General features: G+C 70.7%; 18 protein-coding genes. 10 read left to right on the top strand and 8 right to left on the bottom strand.

Going from position 1 to position 18,931, the window contains the following annotated elements; all coding sequences use genetic code 11:
* Positions 1-114: 114 nt before the first annotated feature.
* Both AB0B72_RS07030 and AB0B72_RS07025 read right to left on the bottom strand, forming a co-directional pair.
* Positions 115-627: a S1 RNA-binding domain-containing protein gene (locus AB0B72_RS07030; protein ID WP_367737451.1), complete on the bottom strand. Its 513-nt coding sequence runs from the start codon at positions 625-627 to the stop codon at positions 115-117.
* Positions 628-831: 204 nt separating this feature from the next.
* Positions 832-1,578, bottom strand: a complete 747-nt coding sequence (locus tag AB0B72_RS07025) for a class I SAM-dependent methyltransferase (protein WP_367737449.1) — start codon at positions 1,576-1,578, stop codon at positions 832-834.
* Between the two features lie 411 nt (positions 1,579-1,989).
* Between AB0B72_RS07025 and AB0B72_RS07020 the strand changes: the two genes are divergently transcribed.
* Genes AB0B72_RS07020 through AB0B72_RS07010 form a run of 3 tightly spaced genes read left to right on the top strand, consistent with a single transcriptional unit; the run spans position 1,990 to position 4,705 of the window.
* Positions 1,990-2,718, top strand: coding sequence for a hypothetical protein (locus tag AB0B72_RS07020; protein ID WP_367737447.1), 729 nt, complete (start codon positions 1,990-1,992; stop codon positions 2,716-2,718).
* A gap of 41 nt (positions 2,719-2,759) precedes the next feature.
* Positions 2,760-3,428, top strand: a complete 669-nt coding sequence (locus tag AB0B72_RS07015) for a response regulator transcription factor (RefSeq protein WP_367737445.1) — start codon at positions 2,760-2,762, stop codon at positions 3,426-3,428.
* A complete protein-coding gene (locus AB0B72_RS07010; RefSeq protein WP_367737443.1) occupies positions 3,425-4,705 on the top strand; it encodes an ATP-binding protein in 1,281 nt (426 codons plus the stop codon). Before AB0B72_RS07015 ends, AB0B72_RS07010 begins: the two co-directional genes overlap by 4 nt.
* Before the next feature lie 315 nt (positions 4,706-5,020).
* Here the strand turns inward: AB0B72_RS07010 and AB0B72_RS07005 are convergent, their stop codons facing one another.
* Positions 5,021-5,365, bottom strand: a complete 345-nt coding sequence (locus AB0B72_RS07005; RefSeq protein ID WP_367737441.1) for a hypothetical protein — start codon at positions 5,363-5,365, stop codon at positions 5,021-5,023.
* A gap of 81 nt (positions 5,366-5,446) precedes the next feature.
* Between AB0B72_RS07005 and trpB the strand changes: the two genes are divergently transcribed.
* The 4 genes from trpB to AB0B72_RS06985 all read left to right on the top strand — a co-directional run bounded on the left by trpB (position 5,447) and on the right by AB0B72_RS06985 (position 9,641).
* Positions 5,447-6,664 (top strand): tryptophan synthase subunit beta, encoded by a 1,218-nt coding sequence (gene trpB / locus AB0B72_RS07000; protein WP_367737440.1) that lies wholly within the window; start codon positions 5,447-5,449, stop codon positions 6,662-6,664.
* Positions 6,661-7,446 (top strand): tryptophan synthase subunit alpha, encoded by a 786-nt coding sequence (gene trpA, locus AB0B72_RS06995; protein WP_367737439.1) that lies wholly within the window; start codon positions 6,661-6,663, stop codon positions 7,444-7,446. Before trpB ends, trpA begins: the two co-directional genes overlap by 4 nt.
* Complete coding sequence (locus AB0B72_RS06990) at positions 7,443-8,189, top strand: GntR family transcriptional regulator (protein ID WP_367737438.1); 747 nt, start codon at positions 7,443-7,445, stop codon at positions 8,187-8,189. The genes trpA and AB0B72_RS06990 overlap by 4 nt, the downstream gene beginning before the upstream one ends.
* Before the next feature lie 114 nt (positions 8,190-8,303).
* Positions 8,304-9,641 (top strand): serine hydrolase domain-containing protein, encoded by a 1,338-nt coding sequence (locus tag AB0B72_RS06985; RefSeq protein ID WP_367737437.1) that lies wholly within the window; start codon positions 8,304-8,306, stop codon positions 9,639-9,641.
* Positions 9,642-9,687: 46 nt separating this feature from the next.
* Here the strand turns inward: AB0B72_RS06985 and AB0B72_RS06980 are convergent, their stop codons facing one another.
* The 3 genes from AB0B72_RS06980 to AB0B72_RS06970 all read right to left on the bottom strand — a co-directional run bounded on the left by AB0B72_RS06980 (position 9,688) and on the right by AB0B72_RS06970 (position 14,835).
* Positions 9,688-10,386, bottom strand: a complete 699-nt coding sequence (locus AB0B72_RS06980) for a DUF1275 family protein (RefSeq protein ID WP_367737436.1) — start codon at positions 10,384-10,386, stop codon at positions 9,688-9,690.
* A gap of 145 nt (positions 10,387-10,531) precedes the next feature.
* On the bottom strand, positions 10,532-11,830 hold the full coding sequence (gene clpX / locus AB0B72_RS06975) for an ATP-dependent Clp protease ATP-binding subunit ClpX (RefSeq protein WP_367737434.1): 1,299 nt from the start codon (positions 11,828-11,830) through the stop codon (positions 10,532-10,534).
* A 179-nt stretch (positions 11,831-12,009) separates the two neighbouring features.
* A complete protein-coding gene (locus tag AB0B72_RS06970; RefSeq protein ID WP_367737433.1) occupies positions 12,010-14,835 on the bottom strand; it encodes a BTAD domain-containing putative transcriptional regulator in 2,826 nt (941 codons plus the stop codon).
* Between the two features lie 65 nt (positions 14,836-14,900).
* Here AB0B72_RS06970 and AB0B72_RS06965 point away from each other — a divergent pair, with 65 nt between their 5' ends.
* On the top strand, positions 14,901-15,353 hold the full coding sequence (locus AB0B72_RS06965; protein WP_367737432.1) for a carboxymuconolactone decarboxylase family protein: 453 nt from the start codon (positions 14,901-14,903) through the stop codon (positions 15,351-15,353).
* A gap of 32 nt (positions 15,354-15,385) precedes the next feature.
* Positions 15,386-15,682, top strand: a complete 297-nt coding sequence (locus AB0B72_RS06960) for a hypothetical protein (RefSeq protein ID WP_367737430.1) — start codon at positions 15,386-15,388, stop codon at positions 15,680-15,682.
* 31 nt (positions 15,683-15,713) lie between these two features.
* On the opposite strand, the gene AB0B72_RS06955 is transcribed toward AB0B72_RS06960, so the two are convergent.
* Positions 15,714-16,370 (bottom strand): TetR/AcrR family transcriptional regulator, encoded by a 657-nt coding sequence (locus tag AB0B72_RS06955; protein ID WP_367737429.1) that lies wholly within the window; start codon positions 16,368-16,370, stop codon positions 15,714-15,716.
* A gap of 232 nt (positions 16,371-16,602) precedes the next feature.
* Here AB0B72_RS06955 and AB0B72_RS06950 point away from each other — a divergent pair, with 232 nt between their 5' ends.
* Positions 16,603-17,214, top strand: a complete 612-nt coding sequence (locus AB0B72_RS06950; protein ID WP_367737428.1) for an NAD(P)-dependent oxidoreductase — start codon at positions 16,603-16,605, stop codon at positions 17,212-17,214.
* Positions 17,215-17,241: 27 nt separating this feature from the next.
* Here AB0B72_RS06950 and AB0B72_RS06945 read toward each other — a convergent pair whose 3' ends face one another.
* Positions 17,242-18,870 (bottom strand): ATP-binding cassette domain-containing protein, encoded by a 1,629-nt coding sequence (locus AB0B72_RS06945; RefSeq protein WP_367737426.1) that lies wholly within the window; start codon positions 18,868-18,870, stop codon positions 17,242-17,244.
* Between the last annotated feature and the right edge of the window lie 61 nt (positions 18,871-18,931).

Here is an 18,931-nt window from a genome sequence, read left to right as displayed (position 1 = left end):
AGTATGCGCTGCACAAGGCGGCCTATGGGGGTCCTGCGGTCTGGGCCGAAAATCCCGGCGAACCTATCCCCGAGCCGGGCTTGCCCGGGCTGATCGGGAGCGCGTCGCGGGCCTTCAGGACCTGCGGGTGAGTTGGATCCTGCGTCTCATGGTGTCCACTTGGGCGATCTTCACGGTGAGCACGTCGCCGACCTGGACATGCATGCTTGTGAGTTCAGATTCGTGAAGGAGTCCCTCGAAGCCGTCGCTTCTGTCTTCGACGCGGACGAAGACGCCGAAGGGGACGATCTTTGTGACGGTTCCGGTGACGATCTGGCCGATGCGTTGCTGGAGGTGGATCAGCGGGTCATCCTGGAGCGCTTTGAGGGAGAGCGGTACGCGTCGGCGCTCGACATCCACGTCAAGGATCTCGGCGGTGACTTCCTGGCCGACGGTGACGACGTCGGAGGGGTGGTTGATGGGCCGCCATGAAAGTTCGGGAATGTTGATCATCGCGGTGAACCCACCGATGTCCACAAAGGTCACGCCGAAGCCGGCGATCTCGATGACGGTTCCGGTGACGATCTGGCCACGGCGAAGGGCTCGCAGGAAGACCAACTCCGGATTGCCATGCGCTTGTTCGGTCATCACGGGCACCAGGCCTCGTCGCCGTTCATCGGGCCGATCTGCGGCACCGAACCGTGCCAACCAGACCTGGGCAACGACACCTGCGCTGATCTCCTGCTCACTTCAGACGAGCCTAACAAGATCACGGACCTCGGGGTCCTACTCGTCCGCCCGAATCGGCGAGAACTGCGACGGCTGAGTACGCAGGCTGCCTGGCGAGGTGTTTCAAGCGATCAGCAGGCGAAGGCCGAGCTCTGCCGCGTCGAGATCGGCGAGGTCCCGGTTGCGCTCGGCCCACCGGCCCGAGGTGAGGTCATCACGAAGGTCGCGCACCGCCCGCCGCTCGGCGTCCGGCCCGACTCTGGCCCAGACCGATACTCCGCGCCGGACGTTCTCGTCCAGGTATGCCTCGGGCCGGCGCCAGTACGCCTCGAAGAAGCCGTCAGCGCAGTCCCACGGGATGGGCACCGGTTCCGTCCGGGCTCCAATCGCACGGGCCAGCTCGGTCAGCGCAGGCCTGCCGGCTACAAGGTCCGCGACCTCGGGCAAGTAGTCGCGGGTAAGCCAGAACCGATGAAGCCATCCCGTGTCAGTGGTGTCGTGCGTGAACACCACCACGCGGCGAGCGACGCGCCGCATTTCACGCAGGCCGGTGATCGGGTCCTGCCAGTGATGAATAGTGGCGAAAGCCATCGCGGCGTCGAAGGACCGGTCGGCGAACGGGAGGCTCTCCGCGGCGGCGGCCACGCACGGCGCCGCGTCCGCGGGGCGCTGGGCCCGCATGACCGCCGATGGTTCCACCGCGATGACGTCGCGGCCGGGGGGCTCGTAGGAGCCGGTGCCTGCCCCGACGTTCAGCACCGTGCGGGCCTCGCCGAGGGCGGCCCAGACCTGTGCGGCGATCCGCGGCTCGGTGCGCCGGGTCATGGTGTAGCCGGCTCCGATTGAGTCGTACAGCTGCGCGCCGGACATCGGCACCGCCCTTCTGGCCGGTCACCGCCACGGGAACGGGGATCTGCACGCCCTTTTCGCCGTGCAGATCCCGACGCCGGACGCGCGTGTGGATTCTCCCCCGCTCAGCCTCGACGTCAACCAGCAGGACGGCGTAGTGGCCTTCGAGGAGTCTGAGTAGAGGAATTGGCGCTAGGAATGTGATCTTCGTACCGGTTCGGTGACGGCACCGGTTTGCCCTGCTTGCTGGGAGGCACCGCGATCGGCGGATACGACGCCGTGCGACCTGACACGCTGCGTGGCACATGACGAACGTTCGGCCGCCGTCGGAAATTATGGCGCGCTTAAGGTTCGCTGAGATTCGGGGTAAGGCGGGCGCGATCTCCTTACGGCGCGGCGCCGGAAGGTCCGGTGTCGGTGGGAGGAGAAATCATGCGCACCCGTAATCGCCTTCTCGTGGCGACCATGACCTTGATCGTCGCGGGTGGGACGAGCGGCTTCGCCCTGGCCACCGCAGACCCGAAGGCGAGCCCGGCCGCGAGCCCGGCGGCCAAGGGCGGGCCGAGCGCCTGTTCGGCCGACGGGCTGAAGTCGGGGGCACCCGGGCTGGAGCCGGCCCAGCCGGTCAAGAAGCCGGGCGGTTCTATCAGTAAGCCGGGGGCACCGCAGGACAAGCCCGACGATGGGAAGAGCAATCTGTTCGACGGGCCGGCCCCGGACCTGCTGGCCGAGGCGCTCGGGATCCCCCGTGACCGGGCCGTCCAGGTGGCGCACCAGATCGAGGACCTGGCCGCCGCCAACAACGGCATCAGCGTCGGCGATGCGAAGTTCGCGGCCATCGCCGCCGGCGTCGGCAAGACGAGCGCTGAGCTGCGCGATGCCCTCAATCTGGTCAAGCGGTCGCTCGACTGCTCCTCCCCGGACAAGAAGGTGGACGGGCGCAGGGTGGGGCCCGACCTCGGCAGCGAGATCCTGGCCGCCGCGCTCGGCGTTACCAAGGACGAGGGGCGGGCCGTCCAGGACAGGCTGGAGGCGCTGGCGGCGCGGGAGAACGGGCTCCACCCGGACTCGCCGGCCTTTGCTGAGATCGCCGCGAGCGTGGGCAAGACGCCCGCCGAGCTGAAGGACGCCCTCAACCAGCTCAAGCAGGCACCCAAGTAACGAGCTGGAACGAGCACATGAGCCCACCCCACAATGGCGGCATGCGGGTACTGGTGGTCGACGACGACCCGGCCGTACGGCGGTCGCTGACGAACGCGCTGCGGCGCGACGGGATGGACGTCGGCGCGGCCGAGGACGGGCTGACCGCGCTGGACCGGCTGGCCAGGGTCAGGTACGACGCGCTCGTCCTGGACGTCATGCTGCCCGAGCCCAGCGGCCTTGAGGTGTGCCGCCGGCTGCGGGACCGAGGCGACCAGACGCCGATCCTCATGCTCACCGCCCGCGATCTGGTCGCCGACCGGGTCGCGGGCCTGGACGCGGGCGCCGACGACTACCTGGCCAAGCCGTTCGCGCTGGAGGAGCTGCGGGCCAGGTTGCGGGCGCTGATGCGGCGCAGCGGCGCCTCCCGCGAGGTGCTCGGCTTCGCCGACGTCGAGCTCGACCTGGCCGGACGGGTGGCCAGGCGGGCTGGAGTGGAAGTGAGGATGACGCGTACCGAACTGGCGCTGCTGGAGCTGTTCCTGCGCAACCCGGGCCGGGTGCTGACCCGGGAGGTCATCTACGAGTCGGTGTGGGGTTACGACTTCGGCGGCGGCTCCAACGCGTTGTGGGCGCACATCAGCTACCTGCGCACCAAGCTGGAGGCGCATGGACCCCGGCTGGTCCAGACGGTCCGGGGCGTGGGCTACGTGCTGCGGGAGCGCGCGTGAGCCTGCGTACCCGGGTCGCGCTGGCCGGCGGCGCGGTCGTCATGGCCGCCCTGCTGGCCGCCTCCCTGATCCTGTACGGCGCCCTAGACGCCAACCTGCACGACCAGCTGGACACCTCCCTCGTCCGGGGCGCCGCTACCTCGACCGACGTGCTGCGGCAGCTCAAGCGCAAGGACGACGTCGACCAGGGCCCGGTGAAGGTCGGCGGCACCGCCGTCCAGTTCGTCCCTTCACCGGTCAAGGCGGGCCCGACCCTCGGCTTCCTGCCGCTGACCGAGCGCGACGTGCGGGTTTCCCAGGACAACGAGCCGCCCTACTTTCAGGACCTGGACGGCATGCGCGTTTACACCACGATTGCGCCGAACACGGACGGCATGCTGGTGCGCGTGGCCCGCCCCCTGACGGACGCGACCGACACGCTGCGCTGGATCGCCGTCCTGCTGGCCGCGCTCACGGTCGGCGGCGGCCTGGCGGCGGGCATGCTGTCGCGGCTGGCGGCCGGGCGGCTGCTGCGCCCGGTCGGGCGGCTGACCGGGCTGGTCGAGCACGTGCGGGCCACCCAGCGGCTGGACGCCCGGCTGGAGGTCGCCGGCCGGGACGAGATCGGCCGCCTGGCCACCGCGTTCAACGGGATGCTGGCCGCGCTGGAGACCTCCGTGCAAGCGCAGCACCGCCTGGTCGGGGATGCCTCGCACGAGCTGCGCACCCCGCTGACCAGCCTCACCACAGATTTGGACCTGCTGGCCGAGACGGACGCCGACCCCGAACTGGTGGCCGGCGCGCGGCAGCAGGCGGCCCGGCTGAACGCGCTCATCCGTGACCTGCTCGACCTGGCCCGGGCGGGCACCGGGCCGGCCCGCACCGAGGACCTGCGGCTGGACCTGCTGGCCCGCAGCGCCGCCGCGCGTCACGCCGGCATCGATGTCGAACTGAACAGCACGGAGACATACGTGCACGGCGACCCCGACGCGGTCGAGCGGGCCATCGGCAACCTGATCGACAACGCCGCCAAGTGGAGCCCCCCCGGAGGGCGCGTTCACGTCGAGGTCCGCGCGGGCCGGGTGGACGTACGGGACGAGGGGCCGGGGATCGATGCCGCCGACCTGCCGTACGTGTTCGACCGGTTCTACCGTTCGGCCGCGAGCCGGTCGCGGGAGGGGGCGGGGCTCGGGCTGGCCATCGTGCGGCAGATCGCGCGGGCGCACGGGGGCGAGGTCGAGGTCGTCCCTGCGGACGAGGGCGCGCATCTGCGGCTGTCGCTACCGACGATCACCTGATCGTGATCGTCGGTATGAGGAGGCCCGAGGTCGAAAATGCGAGCCGCCGGCGGTTTTCATACTGGAACCGCCGGCCAGCGTGTCAAGGTTCTGATCCTGGGCCGACGCGAAGGCGGCCGCGCCGCCGCCCGCCGCGACGAGGGCGGCCGTGGCGGGGGCGGCCGTGGCGAGTCCGGCGAGGATCATGGGCTTGCGCATCAAGTGTCTCCATTGGGGATCGACGTCTGGTGGAACGCCTCCTAGCCTGGGCAAACGTGCGATAGCGGTGGGCTGCGGGGACCCTGACGCGGGGTCAACGCCGCCTCCGGCCGTGATTCAGGGTGCTGGGTGGCCGAACGAGGCGACGGCCCGCGCTGCAGGCGTCACCGTCTCGGACACTTCCAGGACGGCCCCGCCCTGGGGCCGCGGTGTCAGCCGTACCTCGAACGCCGTGGTCTTAGGGGTGTGCGCGAACACGTTCGCCAGGAGCGCGTCCACGCAGGTGACCAGGGCCGGTTGGGGCAGCGCGGCGAGAAGCGGGCCGCCGGGGACCGTGCTTGTCACTCGCCGGTCCTGGTCCCCGGCGAGCATCGACCAGTACGCGAGCCGCTCGGCGACCACGGCGGCAGCGTCGCACGAACCGCGGGACTCCTGGCGCGCCCGGCGCGACTCCTTGATCACTTGAGTGACCATGCGCTCGGTCGACGCCGACCGGCGGCCTTAGGCTACTGTTCTAGAACAGTCGAGAGAGAGAAGGCGATCATGGGCGAGATGTTCCGGTCGGGCCGGCGGGGCGTCACGGCGCCCGCCACCGCCCGCGCGATGAGCGACCCCGGCGCCACCGGCCGGTTCGGAACCTACGGCGGGCGGTACGTGCCGGAGTCGCTGATCCCGGCCTGCCGCGAGATCGAGGCGGCGTTCCGCGAGGCCTGGGGCGACCCGGAGTTCCGCGGCAGGCTCGACACCCTGCTCACGGTCTACGCCGGCCGTCCCACTCCGTTGACCCCCGCCTGGCGGCTCTCCCGCGAGCTCGGCATCACCCTGTTCCTCAAACGCGAGGATCTCGCGCACACCGGCTCACACAAGATCAACAATGTGGTGGGGCAGGCGCTGCTCGCTCACCGGATGGGCAAGGAACGGCTGCTGGCCGAGACCGGCGCGGGCCAGCACGGCGTCGCCACGGCCACCGCCGCGGCGCTCCTGGGCCTCAAGGCGACCGTGTTCATGGGCGAGCGCGACATCGAACGCCAGGAGCTCAACGTCCTGCGGATGAACGTGCTGGGCGCGGAGGTCGTACCGGTCACGACCGGGAGCCGCACCCTCAAGGACGCCTGCAACGAGGCGATGCGGCACTGGGTGTCGTCGGCGGACGACTCCTACTACTGCATCGGGTCGGTGATGGGCCCGCATCCCTATCCGTGGATGGTGCGCGAGTTCCAGCGGGTGATCGGTGAGGAGGCCCGCGCCCAGTGCGCCGCCGAACTGCCCGTCGGTGTGCCCGACTACGTGGTCGCCTGCGTCGGCGGCGGCTCCAACGCCGCGGGCACGTTCGCCGGCTTCGTCGGCACCACTGCCCGGCTCATCGGGGTCGAGGCCGAGGGCGGCGCGGCGGCGACCTTCGGCAGAGCCGGGGTGCTGCACGGCTTCCGCTCGCTGGTCCTCCAAGACGAGGACGGCCAGGTGACGGAGGCCCATTCGGTCGCGGCGGGCCTCGACTATCCGGGGATCGGTCCCGAGCACGCTCATCTACGCGACGAGGGGCGTGCCCGCTACGAGACCGTCAACGACGAAGAGGTCGTCCAGGCGCTGCTGTGCCTGGCCCGCACCGAGGGGATCCTGGCCGCGCTGGAGTCCTCGCACGCCGTGGCCTGGGTGATCCGGGCCGCCAAGTCCGGCGAGATCGCGCCGGGGTCGACCGTGATGCTGACTCTCTCCGGCAGGGGAGACAAGGACATCGCCTCCATCAAGGAACTGCTGTGACCGAATCCCTGGAAGACTTCCTGGTCGCACGCCGTAGCACGGGGCGTCCCCTGCTGGTGCCCTACGTCACCGCCGGGGTCACCCCCTGGTGGACGGACGTCGTCCACGCCTACGCCGAAGCCGGTGCCGACGCCGTCGAGCTGGGCTTCCCCTTCTCCGATCCCATGCTGGACGGCGTCACGATCCAGGAGGCGTCCGACCGGGCGATCGCGGCCGGGACCACGGTCAGGGGGATCCTCGATGAGGTCGCGACGCTCGACGTCGGCGTGCCGCTCATCGCGATGACCTACAGCAATCTGGTGGTGCAGCAGAGCGCCGCGAAGTTCTGCGCGGCGCTCACCGCGAGCGGGCTGCGCGGGCTGATCGTGCCCGACTCGCCCCTGGAGGAGGTCGGGGAGCTGGCGGACGCCGCGGCGGCCGAGGGCCTGGATCTCGTGCTGCTCGCCGCTCCGTCCTCCTCCCGGGCCAGACTGCGCGAGATCACCGAGCGCAGCCGGGGCTTCGTCTACGCCCTGACCCGCATGGGGACCACCGGCGAGGGCGGCGAGATTCCCGAGCAGGCCGCCCGGCTCGGCCGCGAGCTCAAGGGGCTCACCGACCGGCCGGTCCTGTTCGGGTTCGGAGTGTCCAACCCCGAGCAGGCCGCCGAGCTGGCGGGGCATGCCGACGGTGTCGTGGTGGCTTCGGCGCTGATGCGCAAGCTCCTCGACGGCGCCCGGCCACGCGAGCTGGAAGAATATGTGGCGAACATCCGACGCGCACTCGGCCAGGGAGCCAGATGAGCAGTACGCCCCGCTACCGCGCCATCGCCGACGACCTGACCCACAAGATCAAGTCGGGCCACTACCGCGCGGGCGAGGCGTTGCCCGCGCAACGTGAGCTCAGCGCCTCCTACGGCGTGACGATGATGACGCTGCGGCAGGCGTTGCAGGTCCTCAGCGGTGAGGGCCTGATCGTCCAGCGGGCCGGCCGCGGCACTTACGTGACGCCGGCCAGTGCGGAGTACCCCCTCGACACGCTGCGCAGCCTCGGCGACGACCTGCGCAGGCAGGGGTACCCCCTGCGGACCGAGGTGCTGTCGGCCGCGATGCGGCGGGTCCCGCGCTCGATCACCCGGCTGCTGGGTGACGCGCCGGCCGGCCGCCGGGCCCTCCGGCTGGCACGCGTACGGCATCTGCTGGGCCGGCCCGCCGTCCACCAGGTCTCCTGGATCGTCGAGCCGTACGCCGCGGCGGTCAAGGGGACCGATTTCACCGAGACGCCGCTGTACACGGCGCTCGCCGACGCGGGCGCGCGGGTGCACCGGGCGACTGAACGGATCAGGCCGGCCCTGCTCACCGCCCCGGTCGCGGCACGGCTGCGGCATCCGGCGGGCAGCCCGGTCTTCGTCAGCGAACGGGCGACCTATGACGACCAGGGCACTCTGGTCGTCATGGACCACGCCACGATCCTCGGCGAATGGATGGAGATCAGAGCCGAGCGCAAGGCCACGGACCTGTCGCTGCAGTGGGTCTCTCAGCACTGACGGTCCAGGGGTTCGCGCAGCATCGCATCGCTGTCGCGGTCGTCTCAGCCAGGAAGTTGAAAGGGGCATTTCGCGGCGATGTTCGAAGTACTCGGCGACCACTGCGCCGGCATCTTGGCGACCACACCCTCCGCTTCGGTTTCCGTCGCCGTCGCCCGGGGTGACTCGCCGGTCTACGCCGGGGCCTTCGGCATGGCTGACATGGAGGAAGGTCGGCCCGCCACCACCGGCACCGCCTACCTGATCGCCTCCATCACCAAGCCGATCACGGCCACGGCGGTGTGCCTGGCCGCAGAGGCGGGGCTGCTCAGCCTGGATGACCCAGCGGAGAAACATCTGGACGGCCTACTGCTCTATCGGAGCCAGGATTACGGCGCGCCGACCGTACGTCAGGTGCTCCAACATCGGGCCGGACTCGGCGGGCACTACGACTTCGCTTACGCGCCCATCGCGAGGCTGGCGGTGCGGCAGGCCATCGAGCGCTACGGCACGCTGTACCGCGAGCCGGGTTCCGCCTTCGAGTACTCCAACCTCGGGTACGGCATCCTCGATGAAGTCCTGCGAACCGTCACCGGGCAGGACCCGGCCGCTTTCGTCAAGGAGCATGTCTTCGGTCCGCTGGGGCTGGCGAGTTGCCACATCGGACCGGCGTACCGCGGTCCTGCTCAGGAAGCGGCGCGGTACTCCGCCGTCGGCGGCCGTTACCCGGTCTACGACACCAGCCACCGTGGCGCCTCACTGGCCTGGGCGACCGCCTCCGATCTGGCGATGTTCGGCCTGTCCCACGCGGGCGCGCCCAGTGTGCTCGGCGCGGCCTCCATAGCGGCGATGCGAGACGCCCTGCCGACCGGCTCCGGGCTGGGATACGGGCTGGGTTGGTTCGCCTCGCACGAGGGCCCGCACACCATCGTGAGCCACAGCGGCAGCATGGGCGGCGTCGCGACGATGCTCGTGGTGGTGCCGGAGTTGCGCCTGGCCGCCTGCGTGCTCACCAATCGCACCGGTACGGTCGTGCGCGACGCGGTGCTCGGCCACCTCATGAGCGAACTGGTGCCCGGATTCACGCGGGCATCGGTTCCTCCGGGTGGCGTTCCAGCCCGCGAAATGACGATCCCCTCAGGTACCTGGGAAGGGCACATCGACAGCTATGCCGGGAACATTCCACTCACTCTCAACGTGCGAAGCGGGCAGGTAGCGGCTTCACTGGACGGGGGCGAGCCGGTAGCGGCGCAGATGGTCACCGCCACGGCAGACTGGGATCTGCGCGCCCTTTTCGCCGTGCAGCTCCCAACGCCGGACGCGCGTGCGGACTCCCCCCTGCTCAACCTGGACCTCAACCAGCGGGACGGTGTATTGGCCGGCGCCGCCCGGTCACTGAAGGACGGCGAGCAGGACGGCCGGCTCGGCAACTGCCTCAGCCACTGGTGCGAACTACGCCCCTCCAATCGGTAGGCCGGCTGCGGAGTCCTGACCCCAGCGATCCGCAAGCCGGGCCCGGTCAGCCCGGCCGTACGGTGAGCGGCGGGGGAAGAACCGCCGGCACGGCCAGCCCGGCGGCGACCAGCGCCGTGGGCAAGGCCGGGGCCACGGCGGCCGCGTGGAGCGTCAGCCATCCTCCCCCGGCGGCGCCCGCCGCGAGCGCGGCCAGCGGCGCGACGTTGTGCGGGCGCACGCCGCCCTGGGTGACGAGCCCGCCGAGCACTCCGGTCAGCGTGCCGGTGAAGAACGTCGTCGACAGCCCGGCGATCCCGAAGCCGCGCGCGACGCCGCTCTGGACACCCATGGCGAGCGACGCGACGACGATCAGCGCCGGCCGCCCGCCCGGCTCAGGGCGTCCCCCCGTCACCGCCCAGGCGGCCGTCAGGACGGTGAGCAGCAGCAACTCCACGCCGAGCGCGACGGTCATCCGGCGCGGCCAGTCCGGATGGCCCACGACGACCGGACCCATCGCCCGGCTGCCGGCCAGCACGCCCGCGATGAACCCGGCGAACGCGCCGGCGGCCTGCCCCGCCAGCGCCGGGTCGGGCCGGCCGGCCGACAGGCCGAGCAGCACCAGGTTGCCCGTCATGACGCTGGTGAACACCCCGCCCAGCCCGAGGAAGCTGATCGCATTGGTGGCGCCCGCCGCGGCCGCGAGGACGGTCGCCAGGATCGGCGGGCCCAGCCGCCCGCTCTCCCGGGTGGAGCCTGCGCCCATGTCGCCTCCCCATCGCGCCCTCCCCCCGCTGGACGGGCCTCACGGTCCAGCATTCCCCGGCCCGGACACTTTCAGGGGTGCGGCCAGAAGACACAGATCGAGGCCCGTGCCGGCGGCTGAGACGTTTGAGACGTCCCGCAACGCCTCAGGCGGACTTCTCGGGGCGATCCCACGTTCGATCGGGCCGCTCGCGTGGCACCAGGGTGGGGTTGACCTTGTCGAGGACGGTGTCGCGCGTCACCACGACGCGGGCCACGTCGTCCCGGCTCGGCACGTCGAACATCACGTCGAGCAGGACCTCTTCGAGGATCGCGCGGGTCGCCCGGGCGCCGGTACGGCGGAGCAGGGCCTGCTCGGCGATCGCGTCGACGGCGTCCTCGGCGAACTCCAGCTCGACGCCGTCCATCTCGAAGAGCCTTTGATACTGCTTGATCAGCGCGTTGCGCGGCTCGGTGAGGATCCGGACCAACGCCGCCCGGTCCAGCGGCTGGAAGGTCGACACCACGGGGAGCCTGCCGACCAGCTCCGGGATCAGCCCGAACTTCAGCAGATCCTCCGGCATGACATCGGCGAAGGCGTCCTGGTCCTCCCGCTCCTGCCTGGTGCGGAGCGAGGCGCCGAACCCGGCGCCGCCACGGCCTGCCCGCTGCTCGATGATCTGCTCCAAGCCGGCGAACGCACCCCCGACGATGAACAGCACGTTGGTCGTGTCGATCTGGATGAACTCCTGGTGCGGGTGCTTGCGGCCGCCCTGCGGGGGCACGCTCGCGGTCGTGCCCTCAAGCATTTTGAGCAGGGCCTGCTGCACGCCCTCACCGGAGACGTCACGGGTGATGGACGGGTTCTCGCTCTTGCGGGCGATCTTGTCGACCTCGTCGATGTAGACGATGCCGGTCTCGGCCTTCTTGACGTCGTAGTCGGCGGCCTGAACCAGCTTGAGCAGAATGTTCTCGACGTCCTCCCCGACGTAGCCGGCCTCGGTGAGCGCGGTGGCGTCGGCGATCGCGAACGGGACGTCGAGCATCCGGGCGAGCGTCTGGGCGAGATACGTCTTGCCACAGCCGGTCGGCCCGATCAGCAGGATGTTGGACTTGCCGAGCTCGACCGGCTCCTCCTGCGCCGAGGGCCGCGCGTTCCCGCCGGCTCCCGAGCGCATGCGCTTGTAATGGTTGTAGACCGCCACCGACAGCACCATCTTGGCGGTGTCCTGCCCGATGACGTACTGCGCCAGGAACTCGTAGATCTCCCGGGGCTTCGGCAGGTCACGCGCCCCGTCCCCGGAGACCTCGTTGAGCTCCTCCTCGATGAGCTCGTTGCACAGGCCGACGCATTCGTCGCAGATGTAGACACCGGCCGGCCCGGCGATGAGCTTCTTGACCTGCTTCTGGCTCTTCCCGCAGAACGTGCACTTCAGCAGGGTGCCGTCGCCACCGATGCGTGCCACTCGGATACGTCTCCTCGAGTCATGCGGGCCGCGGCCCGTGAGGGCCAGGTCAGGTAGGGCGTCGAAGGGGCATGGGCGGCGACGCCGGGCGCCGAGACAGAAGCGTGGCCCGTGAGCATATCCCAGATGCCCCGGTGGTCCGGCGGTGCCGCTCGCGCCGAGCGCGGCTTCCGGCTCGTTCACGGCATGTCGCGGTGACCGCTGAGAAACGAGCGAACCTCGTCGGCCTCGGGGACGCCGAGCTCCTCGTAGAGGCGCAGGGCCAGCTCGCCGTGCGCGCGGGCCTGCTCGCGGTGGCGTAGCCGTAGGTGGGCCCTGGTCAGGCCGTCGTGCGCGCGGGCCTGCTCGGGCCGATTCCGCGCGGCGTCGGCGAGGGCGAGGGCGGAGGTGTGCTCCTCGACGGCCAAGGCCGGGTCGTCGGCCGCCTCGGCCAGCCCGTTGAGGGCGGCCGACTCGTCGGCGGCGTTGCCGAGCCTACGGTAGAGCTCCGCGGCCTGCTCATGGCGAGCGCGTGCCTGGTCGAGCTCACCCTGGTGCCGTAGCACCACGCCAAGTTGGTTGAGCACCAGAGCCTCACCCGCGGGGTTGCCCGCCTTGCGGTGGAGCGCCAGGGCGACGTCGAGATGCCGCCGGGCGTCGGCCGGATGGCCGTTGCGGTTGAGGGCCACAGCGAGGACGCCGAGCACGTGGGCCTCGCCCCAGGTGTCGGCGCCGATCCGGGTGAGGTCCAGCGCCCGGTCGAGGTGCTGCTCGGCCTGCGCGTCCCGCCTGCGGCGGAGCGCCACGTTGCCCAAGGTGAGCAGCGCGTGCGCCTGCACGTACGGTTCCCCGGACAGTTCGAGCGCCTGGTGTGCGTGGTCCTCGGCCTTCTCGTACTCGCCGAGCCGCCAGTAGGTCCAGCCGAGATCCGAAAGGGCGCGCGCCTCGACGGCGCGATCGCCGAGCTTGCGGCTTCGCTGGAGCGCGAGGCCGTGCAGCCTGACGGAGTCGTCATGGTGTGCCTGACGCTCCAGGTACGGCCGCATCGCCAGGGCCAGGAACCCCAGGCACACCTCGGGCCCGTGGACCGCGGTCGCGATGATGTTGGAGCGCTCGGCGTCGAGCCAGCCGACCGCCTCATCGGCGTCACGGACGGGCCTGATCGGGGCGGCCGGCTCGGGGATCCCCGCCCGCTGGCGCACGCTGTGGGGAAACAGGAGGTCCATCGCCGCGTGCGACCTGTGCAGGTAGTGCAGCAGCAGCCGCGCGAGCGCCTCTTCGTCGTCGGCGGAGGCGAGTGAACGGGCGTGCTCGCGCAGCAGGTCGTGGAGGGTGTAGCGGCCCGGCTCGCGCTGCAGCAGCATGTGGGCGTCGAGCAGGCCTTCCAGCAGGTCCTCGGCCTCGCCGTCGGATATCCCGGCCAGCGCGGCGGCGCCGCACACGTCGATGTCCCTGCCGGGCGCCAGCCCCAGCAGGCGGAACATGCGCCGCTCCTCGCCGTGCAGCTGTTCGCAGGAGACCGCGAACGCCGCCGATACGCCGTCGAGAAGCCGGCGCTGGTCCCGGATCCGGCCCGCCAGGTACGCCACGGTCCAGCGGGGGCGATGCTGCAGACGCGCCGCGCACAACCGGATCGCGAGCGGGAGGAAGCCGCACAATCGCAGAACCTCCCGGACGGCGTCCGGCTCTTGTACGGCTCGCTCGCCCACAATGCGCTCGAAGAGCCGGACGGCGTCGTCTTCCGGCAGCACCTCCACAGACAGGGCCTGTGCTCCGGCCAGCTCGATCAGCCGCCGCCTGCTGGTGATCAGGATGAGGCTGCCGGAGGCGCCCGGCAACAGGGGATGCACGTGCTCGGAGTCGAAGGCGTTGTCCAGCACCACCAGCAGGCGGCGATCGGCCAGCTCGGCACGCCACAGGGCGCTCCGCTCGACCGGCGTGACCGGGATGGAGTCCGCGGGCACCCCCACCTGGCGCAGGAGTGCCTCCAGCGCGGCGGAGGAGTCGACCGGCTGCTGACCCGAGGTGTGGGCCCGCAGGTCGACGAAGAGCTGACCGTCCGGATAACGGCCGGCGAGGCGGTGGGCCGCGTGGACGGCCAGCGCGGTCTTGCCGACCCCCGCCATGCCGTCGATCGTGACGACCGTCCCCTGCCTGTTCACCAGCCGCTCCAGCTCGGCCGTCCGTCCGGAGAAGTCGGGAATGTCGTACGGCAGGAAGTTGGAGCGACGCGAAGGCCGCTGCGTGATCGTCGCCGGGCCGGCTTCGGCCGGCAGCAGCTTGGGATCGTCGGCCAGGACGGCCCGTTCCAGCTCCACGAACGCGTGGCCGGGGTCCAGGCCCTGCTCGTCGGCGAGAGCCTTACGGTAGGCGCGCGCCGCGGCCAGCGCGTCCGCCTGACGTTCCGATCGGTGCAGTGCCAGGACGAGGCATCCGTTGAGCTTCTCGCGCAGCGGGTTGGCGGCCACCAGCTCCGTGAGCTCGTCGAGCAGCTCACCGGCGGGCCCCGCGGCGGGCCCTGCGGCGAGCTCGGCCTCCGCCAGACGCTCGTACGCCGACAGCCGCCGGTCGTTCCAGAGCGTCCGGGCGCCTTCGACGTAGTTCGCGTGGATGTCCGCGAGGGCCTCACCGGTCCACAGGTCCAGGGCCTCGCGCAGCTCACCGGCCGCGGCCAGTTCGGAGAACCGCTGGGAATCCAGCTGGCCTGGCTCGGGAGACACGACGTAACCTCCGGCTCGCGTCTCCAGGACGTGGACGGCGCCGGCACCTCGCAGCACCCTGCGGACGGCGGTGATCGAGGCGTGGATCTGCGACCTGGCGGTGTCCGGCCGGTCATGTCCCCACATCGCGTCGATCAGCCGCTCCATGCTGATCACCCGGCCGGCGTTGAGCAGAAGATAGCCGAGGACCGCCCGATGACGTGGGGCGACGCCGGTCAGCGGGGTCCCGTCGGCGATGATCTGCACCGGCCCGAGAAGGGTGAAGCGCAGCATCTTTCCCCCATCGCCGTCGCATCGTGCACGCATCGTGAATCTATCAATCCGGGCGTACATCCTCATTTCAGTCAGCAACGACAGAGGAGACAGCAACCATGCAGGCTCGGATGAAGAACCCCGCGATGGTCATCCCCGGCGCGATGCAGCCCATCCAGGAGCTCATCAAGGCGACCCACGGCGCCGGTGTGGAGGCGGAGGTGCTGGAGCTGGTCCACCTGCGGGTGAGCCAGATCAACGGGTGCAGCGCCTGCGTCGACGGCGGCCTGAAGAGCCTGAGGAAGTCAGGCGTGAGCGACGAGCGGATCGGCCTGGTGAGCGCCTGGCGCGAGGCTCCCTACTACACCGATGCGGAGCGTGCCGCGCTCGAGCTGGCCGAGTCCGCCACCCGGCTGGCCGACCGCCCCGACGCGGTGCCCGACGAGGTGTGGGACAACGCCGCGGATCACTTCGACGAAAAGCAGCTCGCCGCGATCCTCCTCATGATCGCCGTGACGAACCTCTTCAACCGTCTCAACGCCCCCACCCGCCAGGTCGCAGGCGCCTGGTAAGCCGTCAGTCCCCCGCAACGAGGAGACGTCACATGTCCGCTGTCCGCTCGCACCACTACTCCGTCGCCGAGGCCGACCTCGAGGAGTTCCTGGCCCGCCGCACCTCCCTGATCGCGACCGTACGGAAGACGCACCCGGGGCTCATGGCGGCCCTGCTCATCCGGCTCGACGACGGCACCTACAACGACATCTGGCGCTGGGAGACCGCCCAGCAGATGGGCGCCGCGCTCGCGGCCATCGGCACCTTCCCCGAGGCTCCGCTGACCATGGCGCTCACCAAGGACGCGACGGCCCAGAACGGCCGGATCGTCGACGAGGGCGAGTCGTGATCCGGCCGATCAACCGGGGCGCGCGGGCACTTCAAGCGGGGTGAGTCGCCGGAGCCTCAGGCCCCGGACAAGGGCGGAGCCCGTTGCAGGCGATCGAAATCATGCGCCGCCGTGCGGCGTCGTCGAGGCCGTCGCGTTCACGGGCCAGGCAGCCGACGACCAGCGCCTTCACGTCGGCGGTGTCGACGTCCTGGCGTACCGCGCCGGCCCGCTGGGCCCCGTCGAGCAGGCCGCGCAGGGCATCGCCGAAGTCCCGGTTCGCGGTCGACGCGATGGTCTGGACATCGAAGCCCGCGCTGCTGAGCGCGTCGCCGACCGAGTGGTCGGCCGCGCCTTCCTCCACCAGGACGGCGAAGAAGGTGAAGAACGCGGTGGCCGGGTCGCCGCCCGCGGCGAGTTCGTCGGCGCGCCGGACGAGTTGCCCGATGCGGTTGAGGACGACGGCGCCGAACAGCTCCTCCTTGGTCGGGAAATGCCTGCTGAGGGTGCCGGTGCTGACGCCCGCCCGCCGTGCGATCTCGCGTACGGAAACCGAGGCGCCGTGTTCGGCGAAGGCGGCGAATGCGGCCTCAAGGAGCCGCGCCTGATTGCGGCGGCCGTCGGCACGTTGGCGTCTGACCGGGCTGGATGCGGCTCGGTCGTCTGACGCGCCCGGTTCCGACTCGCCCGAGCGTGGTTCCTGTGCCATCGACGTCGATCCTAGACAGCGGTTCCGCCCGTCGCAGCGCCGGCTGCCGACGGGCGGAACCGTCATATGTGGAAGGGCCGGGATTCGCTGATCTCGTACTGCGCGATCTCCAGGCTGAGCACGGCCGGGTGGGCTGCGCCGGTTGCGCGTGTGTTCCACGGCAAGACAACACTTAAACGGGACACGTGTCCCGTATAGTTGGCGTGACACCACCTTCGAGAAGGGCGGCAGCATGCGTCTTGCCATCTTCGGCGCCACCGGTCGCACCGGTCGCGTCGTCGTCGAGCAGGCCCTCCGGCGCGGACATCAGGTGACCGCGCTGAGCAGGGACCCGGCGACGATCCCGCCCCGCGAACATCTCCGCGTGGTAACCGGCGACGTACGTGACCTCGCGCCGGTCGCGGAGACGATCGAGGATGCGCACGCCGTCGTCAGCACCCTCGGCAGGCAGCGGCGCGGACCGGCGATCTGCACAGAGGGAACCCGCGCCATCCTGTCGGCGATGGCCGCCGGCCGGCCACGCCGGCTCCTCATCCTCACCAACTACGGCGTCGCCGAGAGCCGTCGTCGCAGCCTGTACGTCGCCGCCTCATGGCTGTTGGAGCGGTCGGTGCTCCGCGACAAGGAAGACATGGAAGCCCTGGTACGACCAAGTGCGACCGAGTGGACGCTGGTCCGCGCGCCGATCCTGACCAACGGACCGCGCACCGGGAGCTACCGCACCGGCACAGACCTCAGGCTGACCTTCACTTCCAAGGTGTCCCGCGCGGACATCGCCGAGTTCATGCTGTCCGAACTCGAAGAAGGCGCCTACCTGCGCCAAGGGGTCTCCATCACGTCCTGAAACGCGAGTCGCCGACGTTTTCATGGCTCAACGCGTGCGCTCGACCCGGCCTTCGCACCAGACCGGTTCGTCACTTTCATAAACGGTCCCATCAGCACCGAAGATCAGGAAACGGTCGAAGTCGGCGGCGAGCCAGCGGTCGTGGGTGACGGCCAGCACGGTGCCGGAGAAGGAGGCCAGGCCCCGCTGCAGAGCCTCGGCGCTCGCCAGGTCCAGGTTGTCGGTGGGCTCGTCCAGCAGCAGCAGGGTGGCGCCGGACAGCTCCAGCAGCAGGATCTGCAGCCGCGCCTGCTGGCCGCCCGAGAGGGTCTCGAACCGCTGGTTGGCCGCAGGCGCCAGCTCATAGCGGGCCAGCGCGGCCATCGCCTCGTTCAAGGTGAGCGCGTGACCGGTCATGACCAGTTCGATCGGGCTGCGGCCATGCAGATCCGGCTGGGCGTGGGTCTGCACGAACCGGCCGGGCACCACCCGCGACCCCAACCGCACAGAACCGCTGTGCCGCACCGCGGGCACCGCGCCGTCCGCGGCCTGTTCCAGCAGGAGCAGGAAGTGGGACTTGCCCGAGCCGTTGGAGCCGAGCACCCCGACGCGCTCGCCGTACCAGATCTCAGCGTCGAACGGCCGCATCAGACCGGTGAGCTCCAGAGCCTCGCAGACGACGGCGCGCTTGCCGGTGCGCCCGCCACGCAGCCGGATCCGCACGTTCTGCGCCTTGGGCGGGCGCTGCGGCGGGCCGGCCTCCTCGAAGCGGCTCAGCCGGGTGCGCGCGGCCCGGTAGGCCGAGGCCACCGCGTCGTTGCCGGCCGCGGTCTGCTGCAGCGTGCGCACCAGCCGCTTGAGCTTGGCATGTTCCTCGTTCCACCGGCGGCGCCGCTCCTCCAGCCGGCTGATGCGCTCCTCGCGTGCCTTGGCGTAGGTGGCGAAGCCCCCGCCGTGGATCCAGACCCCGCGGTCTTCCACGGTCACGATCCGGTCGGCGACGTCGGCCAGGAGCCGACGGTCGTGGGAGACCAGCAGCACGGTCTTGTCGGTGGCCTGCAACCGTGCCTCCAGCCACTGCTTGCCGGGCACATCCAGGTAGTTGTCCGGCTCGTCCAGCAGCAGCAACTCGTCCGGGCCGCGCAACAGGGCCTCAAGGACGAGCCGTTTCTGCTCGCCTCCCGACAGAGTGGTCACCGGCCGGTCCCGGACCGCGTCGTAGGACAGGCCCATGGACTCGGTGACGCAGACGTCCCAGACGACCTCCATGTCGTAACCGCCGGCGTCGGCGTAGTCGGCGACGGCCTGCGCGTAGGACAGTTGCGTCGCCTCGTCGTCGCGGGCGGCGATCGCCGCCTCCGCCCGGACCAGAGCCGTGGCGGCGGCGCGGACCCGGCTCGGCGAGACCGACAGCAGCAGGTCGTGCACGCTCCGGTCGTCGCGGATGCCGCCGATGAACTGCCGCATCACTCCCAGCCCTCCGGAGGAGACCACGCGACCGTCAGCCGGTCGCTCGTCTCCCGCGATCAGCCGCAACAGGGTGGTCTTGCCCGCGCCGTTCGGCCCCACCAAGGCGGCCTTGACCCCATCTCCGACGCGGAACGACACCTCGTGCAGGAGCAGCCGCCCGTCCGGCAGCACATAGGTCAGCCGGTCCACCTCGACACGTCCTGCCACGGCGCCTCCTCAACGCGGACTCGGGCTCTCACCGCTTCTGGATCAGTGTTCCAGCTACCGG

This window comes from Microbispora sp. NPDC049125, assembly GCF_040802045.1.
Classification (GTDB): Bacteria; Actinomycetota; Actinomycetes; order Streptosporangiales; family Streptosporangiaceae; genus Microbispora.
Note: the sequence above shows the minus strand (reverse complement) of the source record. Positions and strands in the feature narration are given on the sequence as shown.